Source organism: Chitinophaga sp. YR573 (genome assembly GCF_900110995.1).
GTDB lineage: Bacteria > Bacteroidota > Bacteroidia > Chitinophagales > Chitinophagaceae > Chitinophaga.
In genome coordinates, this window is record NZ_FOJF01000002.1 from 419248 (window position 1) to 432460 (window position 13213).

General features: G+C 39.9%; 8 protein-coding genes. 6 read left to right on the top strand and 2 right to left on the bottom strand.

All coding sequences use genetic code 11. The annotated features are described in order from the left end of the window. The first annotated feature begins 186 nt into the window (after window positions 1-186). From BMW86_RS21680 to BMW86_RS21705, 6 genes are all read left to right on the top strand, one after another. Window positions 187-2130: an alpha-L-arabinofuranosidase C-terminal domain-containing protein gene (locus BMW86_RS21680; protein ID WP_089784040.1), complete on the top strand. Its 1944-nt coding sequence runs from the start codon at window positions 187-189 to the stop codon at window positions 2128-2130. Window positions 2131-2144: 14 nt separating this feature from the next. Continuing rightward, window positions 2145-2738 (top strand): RNA polymerase sigma-70 factor, encoded by a 594-nt coding sequence (locus tag BMW86_RS21685; protein WP_089784041.1) that lies wholly within the window; start codon window positions 2145-2147, stop codon window positions 2736-2738. A 67-nt stretch (window positions 2739-2805) separates the two neighbouring features. After that, window positions 2806-3744, top strand: coding sequence for a FecR family protein (locus tag BMW86_RS21690; RefSeq protein ID WP_089784042.1), 939 nt, complete (start codon window positions 2806-2808; stop codon window positions 3742-3744). 83 nt (window positions 3745-3827) lie between these two features. Further along, complete coding sequence (locus BMW86_RS21695) at window positions 3828-7145, top strand: SusC/RagA family TonB-linked outer membrane protein (protein ID WP_089784043.1); 3318 nt, start codon at window positions 3828-3830, stop codon at window positions 7143-7145. Between the two features lie 18 nt (window positions 7146-7163). After that, complete coding sequence (locus BMW86_RS21700; protein WP_089784044.1) at window positions 7164-8801, top strand: RagB/SusD family nutrient uptake outer membrane protein; 1638 nt, start codon at window positions 7164-7166, stop codon at window positions 8799-8801. 159 nt (window positions 8802-8960) lie between these two features. Next, a complete protein-coding gene (locus tag BMW86_RS21705) occupies window positions 8961-11390 on the top strand; it encodes a bifunctional YncE family protein/alkaline phosphatase family protein (protein WP_089784045.1) in 2430 nt (809 codons plus the stop codon). Here the strand turns inward: BMW86_RS21705 and BMW86_RS21710 are convergent. Both BMW86_RS21710 and BMW86_RS21715 read right to left on the bottom strand, forming a co-directional pair. Further along, a complete protein-coding gene (locus tag BMW86_RS21710; RefSeq protein WP_089784046.1) occupies window positions 11387-12514 on the bottom strand; it encodes a FecR family protein in 1128 nt (375 codons plus the stop codon). The genes BMW86_RS21705 and BMW86_RS21710 overlap by 4 nt on opposite strands. Window positions 12515-12539: 25 nt before the next feature. Next, entirely contained in the window at window positions 12540-13115 is a 576-nt protein-coding gene (locus tag BMW86_RS21715; RefSeq protein WP_089784047.1) for an RNA polymerase sigma factor, read from the bottom strand. Between the last annotated feature and the right edge of the window lie 98 nt (window positions 13116-13213).

Genomic DNA, 13213 nt, shown 5'->3' on the forward strand with positions numbered 1-13213 from the left:
AATTAAGCGTCAAATTAACATTTATTATTAAAATAGATGTCAAATTGACGATTAATAATAAAAAATCATTAATTTACTTGCTGAGAATATCCCACGTAGACAATATAAGATATAGAAAACGTATTCCAGGTTATGAAATGATCAATCCAATTTCAGAATCGAAACTTTATTTAAACCTATTATAAAATGGGCTTTATTAAATATGTATGGTATAATTCATTTTACAGAATTACCATACTGCTCTGTTTATTATCGGCTGGCAGCATCTATGGTCAAAACACGGTGAAAAGAAAACAGATCTCTCCGAATTTGTTTGGGATCTTCTTTGAAGACCTCAGTTATGCAGCAGATGGAGGACTTTATGCTGAATTGATTCAAAACAGATCTTTTGAGTATGCTCCGGACGACCGGAAAGACTGGCAGCCATTTACCGCATGGGAATATCTTACAAAAGGCTATGGATACGGAACCGTTTCTGTGGAAACCAGGGAGCCAATCCATCCAAACAATCCTCATTATATTGTACTGAAGGTAGACGATGCAGGGCAGGAGGGAGTGGGCTTAATCAATTACGGTTTTGACGGAATCGTGATCAGAGCTGGTGAAAAGTATAATTTCTCAGTTTTTACCCGCCTGGTTTCGGAACAACCCATACCATTATCCATACAGTTGCGAAGTAAAAAGGGGGATGTGTATGGGGAAGTCGCTATTACTGCAAATACGCAAAAATGGAATAAGTACTCCGCTGTAATTGAAGCCACACATAATGATGACAGCGCTGTTTTAGCCATTGTTGCTAAAAATAAAGGTACCCTGGCAATAGACATGGTTTCACTGATCCCGGACAAAACTTTTCATGGAAGGGCAAATGGTATGCGATCTGATCTTGGTCAGGCAATTGCAGACCTGAAACCTGCATTCATGCGCTTCCCTGGTGGCTGTCTTGTTCACGGCGATGGATTAGAGAATATGTATCGCTGGAAAAACACCATCGGACCGGTAGAAGAGCGTAAAGAGCAACGGAATATCTGGAATTATCATCAGTCTGTGGGCCTTGGATATTTCGAATACTTCCAGTTTTGCGAAGACATAGGTGCTAAACCTTTGCCCGTTGTACCGGCTGCGGTAAGTTGCCAGAATTCCGGAGGTACCTGGAAAATAGGGGGAACAGGACAGCGGGGATTACCGCTGGATGAAATGCCTGATTATATCACTGAAGTGCTGGACCTTATTGAATACGCCAATGGCCCTGTAACCTCTACCTGGGGGGCAAAAAGAGCGGCTGCAGGTCATCCTGCTTCCTTTCACCTGGAGTTCCTGGGCATCGGTAATGAAGACAAACAAACACCGGAATTCAGGGAGCGTTTCAAGCTGATTTATGACGTGGTGAAAAGTAAACATCCTGAAATCACTGTTATAGGAACAGTAGGGCCTAGTCCGGCCGGTGAAGACTACGAACTGGGATGGAAGTTTGCCAATGAGAATATGTTGCAGATGGTAGATGAGCATTATTATGAAAAACCAGAATGGTTCCTGGCGAATACAGGCCGTTATGATAATTATGACCGCAAAAAAACAAAAGTATACCTGGGGGAGTATGCCTCATGGGGCAATACTCTATTCAATGCGCTTGCTGAAGCCGTTTATATGACTTCGCTTGAGCGTAACGGAGATGTGGTTAATATGGCCTCTTATGCGCCTCTTTTAGCAAGGATCGGGCATACATCCTGGAATCCCAATCTTATTTATTTTACAGGCACTGGGATTACTCTCACTCCCAATTATTATGTACAGCAATTGTTCTCAAACAATCAGGGTGACATTTATTACCCGGATATTGTTTCGTTCAAAGGGACTAATGTAGCGGCATCTTGTGTGAAAGATAGCAAAACAGGGGATCTGATCCTTAAACTGGTAAATGCGGGGGAGACCCCGGTGCTGGCTAAAGCCAATCTTTCCGGCTTCCGCCCTTTAAATAGCAATGCCACACTTACTTTTTTGAACGGCCAGAATGAAGCAAAAGAAAATGTAGTTCCGGTAACAACAGCTTTTAAGCCCGAAAAACAATTCACATACAATATGGCACCTCACTCGTTATCTGTCATCAGGATAAAATCAAAAAAAGAGTAAGTCAATTTCCACATATGAATGATACGCATCTTCAAAAATATGCAGACGATATCCTTTTAAGTTTACTTAAAGAGGATAACAGGGATGCATTTGATGTTATCTATATGAGGTATTGGGAGCGCCTGTACTTTTATCTTGTAAAAACAATTAAGAACGCAGAAGAGGCTGAGGATATTCTTCAGGAGGTATTTGTTTCATTATGGAAGCGCCGTAGTGATCTGGATGGTATTGAGTCTCTCTCTGCCTATCTTTTTTCATGTGTGAGATATGGTGGCTTCAGGTATATTCGTAATGAAATTAAAAAGAATGAGTTCAGAAAATCATGGAATTTCCTCTTTCATGAGGAAGATCATTTGCCTGAAATGCAACTCGCTGCAAATGAGTTGTCAAGGCTGTTAAATAAGGAAATTGATAACCTACCTGTAAAAATGCGGGAAGTTTTTATCTTAAGCAGAAAAGAGGAACTCTCCTATAAGGAAATAGCTCATAAACTTAATATCTCTGATAAAACGGTTAAGAAGCAGATTAGCAATGCTTTAAAGTACCTGCACCTAAAGCTGAACGGGAAAGTATTACTCCCTCTGTTTTTTCTCATTCAATTATTTTGATATTTTTTTTTCTCCGCCTACTACCACCTGACCTTTTTATACACTTCATTATTACAAGTCGCTTCTAATGGAAGAAAAAGATATTAAAAATCTGCTGGACCTTTATTTTAAAGGGGAATGTACGCCTGATGAAAAACAGTACCTGGAGTCAATGTTTGACGAGCTTTCCATACATGGAGAATTTGATGAGAAAACAATTGACACAGAGGCTGTCATGCATAGATTAAAGGGGAAAATAGACAGGCAGATCAGGCAGGGAAGATTTATCAGGCTTTCTGTTATGCTAAGGGTTGCTGCTGCTGTATTCCTGATTTCTTCTGTTGCAGTATTCTTTGTTTATAAAAGGACTCAGATAGATGCTGTTAAGTATGTAATCACTACAGTCCCAAAAGGGCAGAAAATGAAACTGACTTTAAGCGATGGTTCTACTGTTATGCTAAATGCCGGCTCACGAATCCGGTACCCGGAAAAATTCAACAGCGAAACAAGGAGTGTAACATTATTGGATGGAGAAGCTTTTTTTGATATAAAACATAATGACGAAAAACCTTTCGTGGTAGAAACACCGGGAACGCAGACACAGGTATTGGGAACAGCGTTTAATGTGCAGGCATACCAGGAATTAAAAGAGGTGAAAGTGACAGTATTACGTGGTAAGGTAGCCGTAAAAGAAACAGGGGAACACAAGCCTGTTTTACTGTTACCAGATGAGCAGGCCATCGTAAATACAGCTACGGGTTATCAGTCGAAGAAGCACATCAATGCAAATGAAAGTATAGGCTGGGTGCAGGGGAAATTTATATTCAGAAATGAGACACTGATGAATGTTGCGCTGATTTTACAAAACAGCTATAATGTTAAGATAGAATTTAAAAAAGAAACAACTAAGGAAATTCGGTTCACTGCAAATTTTAATTCAACTGATTCACTTGAAAAAATTCTTTTTGCTATTGCTAAAGCAAATGGGATCACCTATTCAGTTAAAGATAATATTGTTCGATTCTGATACAAAGCATTTTATATGATCTGATCCACCAGTTTTAGAAGAAAAACAGCCATTTATTTATCTAACCAAACCACGCAAATGTTATGAAAAAATTCATTTGGTATAATCTCTATGCCTTCCAGAAAACGATTAGTATTAGTTGTAAAGTATTCTTAATTATCACATTAGGGACGCAAATATTGTTTGCTGGTCCTTCAGCAGGACAAACTGCGAAAGAGATAAAGATTGACATGCAGTTTGAAAGCAGAACATTACAGGATGTTTTAACTGCGATGCAAAAAAAGAGCGGCTTAGGATTTGTCTTCAATGACAAATTGGTATCTAATTACAAAAATGTATCTGTTTCAGCTAATAAGGAACCAGTTACTGTTATTTTAGATAAAATCCTGAAAGATACCAATCTTGATTACCTGGAAAAAGATAATCTGATCATTATCGTTGAAAAGAAAGCAAAAGCTCCTTCTCAAAACGCCAATACTCCCAAAGAATTCTTTGAGCAAATTACCATAAAGGGTAAAGTAACGGATGAAAACGGGACACCCTTAATTGGTGTAAGTGTTAAAGTAAAAGGAGGACATACCGGTACCTCTACGGATATTTCCGGACAATATGCACTTACTGTGAATGACGGAAATGTAGTCCTTATATTTTCTTATATAGGATTTCAGGATAAAGAGGTGCCTGCAGCAGGCAATTCATCCCTGGATGTTGTGATGAAAGTAACAATAGAAAATCTCCGCGAAGCGGTGGTAATCGGTTATGGAACACAGAAAAGAGCTGATGTAACCAGTGCTGTTGCTTCCGTAAAGTCGGAGAATTTTGTTAAAGGACCGGTAGTGGATGCAGGCCAGTTATTACAAGGTAAAGTGGCCGGTTTAACTATTTCAAATACCAGTGGTAACCCCACCGGTGGATCGCAAATATTACTTCGTGGGAACACCACTTTATATGGCGCTAACACTAATCCTTTAGTAATCATTGACGGGATTCCGGGCGACCTCAAAACAGTATCTCCTGAAGATATAGAATCAGTAGATGTGTTAAAGGATGGTTCATCTGCCGCTATTTACGGTGTAAGAGGTTCTAATGGTGTAATCATCATCACCACCAAGAGAGCAAGTGGAATGATCACCAACAGCGTTGATTACAGCGTTTACGCTACTACCCAGGTGATTGCGAAAAAACTGGATATGCTTACTGCGCAGGATTACCGCGACCAGATCAAAGCTGGAACCAGACTGGCCTCATGGGATGCGGGAAGTAATACCGACTGGCTGAAAGAAACAACCCGTACTCCGTTAACGCACGTGCACAACCTCACTATAAGAGGTGGTAACAGCACAACAAACTACCTGGCTTCCGGTAATTACCGTGCAATGCAGGGTATTTTCAGAAAGAGCGATAACAATACATTTACCGGAAGGATAGATGTGAACCATAGTATGTGGGATAATAAGCTAAAGCTTAATATCGGAATATTGAATCAGACCAATAACTATACAAGGAATAATAATGGCGATAACAGCTTTAATGGCTGGATCTACAGACAAACAATCATACGTAATCCAACAGAACCGGTACGTGATTCTGCCGGTAATTTCTATGAACAAACAGGCAATTTTGATTACGAAAATCCTATGGGATTGTTGTATGAAAGCGATGGAGAGTCTAAAAATGTAAACTCCCGTATGAATGCTACTATTAGTTACAAACCTGTTAGTAATCTAAGATTGTCTGCCCTTTTTTCCTACTCAAGGTTTAATGGAAACAATGGATACTCAGAAAGCAAAAAACATATTTCTAACATTAAAAGCGGTTTAAATGGCTTTGCATCTGTAAGTTCCAGCTTGTCTATTGACCGGCTGACAGAATGGACTGCAGAGTATTCCAAATCCATAAAAGACCACCACTTTGTAATTCTGGGTGGTTATGCTTACCAGGAAAATGTGTCTTCCGGCATGTATGCGGACAACCAGGATTTCCCTACTGATCTCTTTAGTTATAATAACCTGGGATTAGGTGAAGGGATAAAGAATAAACTGGCCACTATGAGCAGTTATAAAACAGAGACAAACCTGATCAGCTTTTTTGGAAGACTAAACTATAGCTATAAAGACAGATATCTGTTGTTGGCAAGTTTAAGAAGGGAAGGTGCCAGTCAGTTGTATGGAGCCTTGAATCCCTGGGGTAATTTCTGGGCTGTTTCAGGAGGTTGGAGAATTTCCAATGAGAACTTCATGAAAGATCAGAAATTGTTTGATGATATAAAACTGCGTGCAGGGTATGGTATAACAGGAAATCCTCCATCTGCGGGATTTCTTAGTCAGCCGTTGATAACCTATGGTGATTATGTGTATTCTAATGGTAAATGGACAAGAATCCTGGTGCCTGCTACTAATGCGAATCCATATATCAGATGGGAAGAAAAAGCAGAAGCAAATATTGGTCTTGACTTTAGTATGTTAAAAGGAAGAATAAGCGGTAGTGTGGATGTTTACAATCGCCGGATCACAGGACTGCTTTATAACTATGCAGTACCAAGTCCTCCGAATTTATACCCCAGCACAACAGCCAATGTGGGTAAGATGGAAAACAAAGGCTTAGAGATCATGTTGAATTTCGTACCGGTAAAATCAAAGGATTTTACATGGACAACCAGTGTTAACTTCTCTACCAACTCAAACAAATTAATCAGTTTATCAAACGAATTATACCAGACAACTACTCCATATTTCACTACCGGAGCTGCAGGTATCCCCATTCAGACTTTTACCAATATTGTAACCGTTGGTAAGGGTATTGGCGATTTCTATGGATATAAGGTAATTGACATTGATGCTAATGGTAAGTGGATCTATGAAGGCAGAGATGGCAAACCTGTTAATTACGATAATTTCGCACATAGCTTTGAAGACAAAAAAGTGATTGGTAATGGTCTGCCTAAATATTATGCAGGCTGGAATAATAATTTCTCTTACAAGAAATTCGATTTAAGTGTTACGATGAGAGGTGCTTTTGATTATCAGATCATCAACTCTCAAAGGATGTATATGGAAAACCCCGCCATTCAGAATTATAATATTCTGAAATCTGCTTACGATCCTGTTTTTGGTAAAACAGCGCTGAAAGTAAATGCTTTGGAGTTTAACAGTTACTATGTTGAAAACGGGAACTTCTGGAAGATAGATAACATCACGTTAGGTTATACTTTCAATAAGATAAGAAGTAATTATATAAAGGGAGCACGCATCTATGCATCCACTTTAAATACGTTTATCATTACCAAATACAAGGGATTAGATCCGGAAGTAAACAGGCTTGGTTTAAATCCGGGTATGGATGATCGTGATAAGTATCCTACGACCCGTTCGTTTACTTTGGGAGTGAATGTCAATTTCTAACAATTGAAAAATCAAAAGATGAAAAAGCTTGCAAAAATTCATTTATTCATTGCAGCATTAGTTGCTGTAATCACTATATCCGCCTGTACCAAATTAAAAAATACACCATATACCTCTATTATATCTACCGAATTTAATCCTACCAAATCAGATCTGGCGGCATTGGTAGGAGCGGGATATTCTCAGTGGCGCTTCGTATTGCTGGACTGGAATGGTTTATGGCGGGCACAGGAAGTTACAGGGGATCAACTGGTAATACCTAAACGCCCCTGGGGCTGGTTTGATGATGGTGTGTATCAACGCTTACACAAACATACCTGGACTACCGATGATGATGTGGTGAATCAAACATGGAGCAGAACATATGCAGGTATCACAAACTGTAACAGGATCATTTACCAGATAGAATCCGGACTTATTCCAATTACAGAAGGGAAAGAGGCGACCCTTGCCGAACTGAAAGTTCTGCGGGCTTCCTACTATGCAATTCTGTGCGACTTTTACGGTAATGTTCCCATTGTAACAAAGTTTGATCTGCCATCAGGGTTTTTACCTGAACAAAGTACCCGCCTGGAAGTCTACACTTTTATTGTTAAAGAGCTTACAGATAATATCCCTTTATTAAGCGCTGAAAATAATAATGAGACTTACGGGAAATTTAATAAATGGGCGGCTTTTACATTACTTGCCAAGATGTATCTGAATGCCGGGGTTTATACAGGAACAACGAAATGGACCGAATGTATCGCGGCCTGTGATTCTGTTATCAATTCAAATGCAGGGTATATATTAGAACCAGCTCAGAAAAATGTATTTGTAACGGAAAATCAGAATTCAAAGGAGATCATTTTTGCATTACCTATGGATGAAGATTATACAAATAACTGGAATGCATTTGATCTTCATATGCAAACCTTGCAGCAGGAAAACCAGGCAACATACAATCTTAAAAATACTCCCTGGGGAGGCATATGTGCCATTCCTCAATTTATAAACACATATGATGTGAGTGATGCGCGGTACCAGAATAACTGGATAAAAGGTCAGCAATATACTTCAGCAGGTCAGATGTTATACGTAGCCCAGGGAGATTTTACCGGTCAGCCACTGGCTTTTGTCAATGAGTTACCCGGATTGGAAAAAGGAGAATCTGTGCATGGTTTTCGACTGAATAAATTTGAAATAAAAATGGGCGCTACCAACAGGTTAAGTAATGACTTCCCTATTTTCCGCTATGCAGATGTATTGATGATGAAGGCTGAATCGCTGTTGCGTAACGGGCAGGCAGATGCGGCTGCGACAATTGTTACCCAGGTAAGGCTGCGGAACTTTGCATCAGATCCGGCTAAAGCGGTTGTTACAGGAGCGGAGTTACAGTTAGGCAGTTCATATGCATATGGCCTTCAGGACGCGGTAAACAATCAGCATACTACTGAAGGTGGGGCTGATATTCAATATGGCAGATTCTTAGATGAGTTAGGATGGGAGTTTGACCAGGAAGGACACAGACGTACAGATATGATCAGATTTGGTGCATTTACCAAAAAATCATGGTTATCACATACAGCTACCAATAATATTAACAGAACACTGTTTCCGATACCAAGAACTGAGATACAGAAAAATGGCAACCTGATACAGAATCAGGGGTATTGATATTTTTTATGTAGAATATAACAGGGCATAAGTCGCCTGATTATTACTGAACTAAGGTAATAATCAGGCGACTTATGCCCTTTATGGAATAATAGCATTAATTTAATACAGAAAGAGACCATTTTATTATAAACTTGTGCTACTGATAATCGAAGACTTATGAGGAGCATTCTTGTTATTCTTATTACACTATTACCTTTTGCAGATAGCTTTTCCCAAACCGCTGCACAGCTTGAAGCCAGTCGTATACATTTGCCCAATGGCTGGTCGCTGACGCCTGTGGGTGAACACCTGCCGCTTGGAGATCTCCCATTGAATATAGCCGTTTCATCTTCTAAAAGATATATGGCGGTAACCAATAACGGGCAAAGTGTACAAAATATCCAGCTCATTGATGTGAAAGCTCAGCAGGTCTTAGATGAAGTGGTAATCCCGAAAAGCTGGTTTGGTTTGAAGTTTAGTGCAGATGAAAAATTCCTGTATGCTTCGGGTGGTAATGATAATCGTATAATTAAATACGCCGTACAGCAGAACAGGCTGATATTGAAAGATAGTATCAGACTGGGTGAAAAATGGCCGGTAAGAATCTCTCCTTCCGGTATAGAGATAGATGACAGGAAGCAGATCATGTATGTATTAACAAAGGAGAACGATTCACTTTACATCATTGACCTTACTACAAAAAATATTAAACAACAGTTGCCGTTAGGCGGAGAAGGTTATAATTGTTTGTTATCATCCAATAAAAAGGAGTTGTATATCACCTGTTGGGGATGCGACAAAGTACTGATCTTCGACACACAGCATAACAGTTTCAGCGGAGAGATTAAAGTCGGAGATAACCCCAATGACCTGTGCCTGTCAAAAAACGGGAAATACCTGTATGTTGCCAATGCGAATGATAATTCCGTTTCTGTGATAGATCTTCCGCAAAAAAAGGTAATAGAAACATTGAATACCGCACTTTACCCAAATGCACCGAATGGATCTACTACAAATGGGGTAGCATTGAGTGAGGATCAGAAGACTTTATACATTGCAAATGCAGATAACAACTGCCTGTCTGTATTTGATGTGAGCAAACCCGGTTCCAGCAGGAGTAAAGGATTTATTCCCGTAGGATGGTATCCAACAAATGTTAAAGTGATCGGTAAGAAAATATATGTGGCTAATGGAAAAGGATTCTCATCTATGGCCAATCCTTATGGGCCTAATCCTTTGAAGAAAAAGGAAGACGTGGAATACCAGGGAGGAGATAAGAACAGGCCAAAGGATGTGCAATATATAGCCGGACTGTTTAAAGGTAGCCTCAGTATTATCAGTGAGCCGACAGATAAACAACTGGCCATATTTTCCCAGCAGGTGTATAAAAATACCCCTTATACCAAAGAAAAAGAAAGTATTACAGCAGGAGAAGCCGGCAATCCTATTCCTATGAAAACAGGAGCAGCTTCTCCTATCAAATATGTATTTTATATTATTAAGGAGAACAGAACTTATGATCAGGTGCTGGGAGATATGAAAGAAGGGAATGGTGATACCAGTCTTGTTCTTTTCGGGGAACATGTAACGCCAAATCTGCATAAACTCTCAAGGGAATTTGTACTGTTGGATAATTTTTATGTGGATGCAGAAGTGAGCGCAGATGGTCATAACTGGAGTACCGCCGCTTATGCTACCGATTATCTTGAAAAGACCTGGCCTACCAGTTATGGCGGACGCGGCGGCGTTTATGACGGAGAAGGCAACCGCGATATTGCCAATGCGCCTAAGGGTTTCATCTGGGATCATTGTCAGCGTGCAGGGGTATCATATCGTACTTACGGGGAATTTGCTGATAATTCCAAGCCTAATATACCTGTGTTGAAAGGGCATGTTTGCCCATATTACACTGGCTGGAACCTGAGCGTTTACGACACTACCCGTTTTAATCAGTGGAAGCATGAATTTGATTCGTTGCTGTCTGTAAATATGGTACCGCATTTTAACTCTGTGCGAATGGGAAATGATCATACAGAAGGATTGCGAAAAGGTAAGCTGTCGCCTATAGCACATGTTGCAGATAATGATCTGGCAGTAGGTATGTTTGTAGATTACCTGAGTAAAAGCCCTATCTGGAATGAGAGTGCCGTATTTGTAATTGAAGATGATGCACAGAATGGTGCGGATCATGTGGATGCTCACCGTAGCACTGCTTATGTTGCAGGAGGATTTGTAAAACAGGGATATGTTGATCATACCATGTATTCTACTTCTTCTATGCTTCGTACTATTGAACTCATCCTGGGCATTCCGCCAATGAGCCAGTACGATGCAGGTGCTGTGCCCATGTGGAATTGTTTTTCTGCGACTGCCAGTCATCCACCATTTCAGTCAGTTGCTGCACAGGTAGATCTGCAGGAAAAGAATGTTGCCATAAATGAATGGCAACGACGCTCAGAACAGTTTGATCTTTCCAAAGAAGATAACGTACCTGACCTGGAGTTCAACATCGTATTGTGGAATGGAATGAAAGGCACTCCCTTTCCTGCTCCGAAAAGGGCTGCCTTTGTGAATTTATTGAAAAAAGATGATGGCGATGATGATTAGTGAATGTGTAATGCATGATCACTTAACTGATACCTGATGCTGGTTGTTTGCGACAGGTTATCCATGAACTCTGCCAGCCCGTCTTTCTTCGTGAGTACGCCGGTAACTGTTACATTCTCTACTGTTGCATCATCGAAAACAACAGGTATATCAAATAAGCGGGTAATGACGATAGCAATATCTTTAAGGGTGGATTTTTTGAAATAGTATTTTCCTTCCATCCATGCAAGCGTATTCTTTGGATTAAATTCATCTACACTGAAATCATTATCACAGGTAGCTTCATAACCCGGACGTAATTGAATCTGCTGATTACCGGTATTACTTTTAAGAGAAACTTTGCCGGAGGAAAGCGCAATTTTAGTATTGGTATTACTATAGGTATTTACATTAAATGCTGTTCCCAATACATTAATAGATACCTCCCCGGTATGTACTATAAAAGGATGATCAATATCTTTTTTCACAGAAAAATAAGCTTCTCCGCGCACGGATACTTCCCGTGTGCTGCCATTGAATGCCAGTGGGAAACTGATTTCGGACATGGAGTTCAGCCATACTTCAGTACCATCTGTTAATGTAAGTTTGTAATCCTTTCCGGCAGGTACCCGCAGTATATTCATAGCAGCTGCCTGACTGGTACCGGTTGCTTCATATTGCAAACTCTTGGGAGAAAGATGCATTTGAACTGTTCCAACACTAAGTACCGGTGCCTGACTGCTATCCGAGAGATTTATTTTTTGCCCGTTGGCCAGCTGAAGGGTGATACCCGGCGATTGTTTTGCAACAATGGGCATTTGTTTATGTTCCCGGGGAAAAAAGGTATACAGGAAACCGCTTCCTATAACTATTAACAAGCCTGCGGCAACCCTGTACAGCAGATGTTTATTACTGCGTCTATAAAAAAGATGTTGCTTTTTTTGCCATAAAATGTCTTCATCAAGTTCATCAAGATATTGTTTTGCTTCCGGATGGTTGAGTTGCTGCTGTAAACCGGTATATACCTGTTTAAGCTCCTTGTCATCCTCCAGCAATTGATGGAGTTCCTGATCATCTTCCCCGGAAATATATCCTGAAAGCTTCTCCACCATTAATTGATCAATATGTTGTTTATCGGATATCATTAGTTGCTAACTTAAGGGATGAATTTCACTCTGATATTGGAAAATGCAGCTTGTTCCGTAAGGTTTTAACAGCAATTTTCAGGTGAGTTTTTAATGAATTGACACTGATGCCCATATTGTCTGCAACTTCATGGTATTTTTTATGTTGCATATATACGAGATTAAATGCCCGCTGGCGTTGTGCAGGAAACTCATTCAGCAGTTCTTGCAGTTGTTCATGGAGTTTCGATTCATCTTCTATCTGATGTTTTTTATAGGTATCTGATTCGGGTAAATAAGACTGATCAACTGTTTCTACATATTTTTCAATCCTTTTATGGGTCCTTTGCTTCATCTTATGATAATCATTTACCTGGTTGCGAACAGCGGTAAACAGATAGGTCTTAAGATTGCCATTGATATTCTGATATAGTTTTCTTTCCCATATGTTGCTGAGAACAGACTGGACCAGGTCGTCGGCTTCAATAGGATCGCCGGTACCCAGGTATGCTTTAGTCCACATTAACCGGTAATATTTCTTAAAAATGCACTCGAATGCATTGCTGACATTCCCCCTTTCTAATAAGGCAAGTATAACCTCATCTCCTGTATATTCAGGCATAAAAATACTTTTTAATCTGGTTGATTAAATAACGTGGATAGAGTCGTCTGGGATACTGACAATAAATATATAAAAAGTAGTTCGGTTTTTAAAATGTT

Coding starts and splice junctions, on each gene's coding strand:
- BMW86_RS21690 (WP_089784042.1), top strand. CDS start 2,806: ATGGAAGAAAAAGATATTAAAAATCTGCTGGACCTTTATTTTAAAGGG.
- BMW86_RS21680 (WP_089784040.1), top strand. CDS start 187: ATGGGCTTTATTAAATATGTATGGTATAATTCATTTTACAGAATTACC.
- BMW86_RS21700 (WP_089784044.1), top strand. CDS start 7,164: ATGAAAAAGCTTGCAAAAATTCATTTATTCATTGCAGCATTAGTTGCT.
- BMW86_RS21695 (WP_089784043.1), top strand. CDS start 3,828: ATGAAAAAATTCATTTGGTATAATCTCTATGCCTTCCAGAAAACGATT.
- BMW86_RS21710 (WP_089784046.1), bottom strand. CDS start 12,514: ATGATATCCGATAAACAACATATTGATCAATTAATGGTGGAGAAGCTT.
- BMW86_RS21685 (WP_089784041.1), top strand. CDS start 2,145: ATGAATGATACGCATCTTCAAAAATATGCAGACGATATCCTTTTAAGT.
- BMW86_RS21705 (WP_089784045.1), top strand. CDS start 8,961: ATGAGGAGCATTCTTGTTATTCTTATTACACTATTACCTTTTGCAGAT.
- BMW86_RS21715 (WP_089784047.1), bottom strand. CDS start 13,115: ATGCCTGAATATACAGGAGATGAGGTTATACTTGCCTTATTAGAAAGG.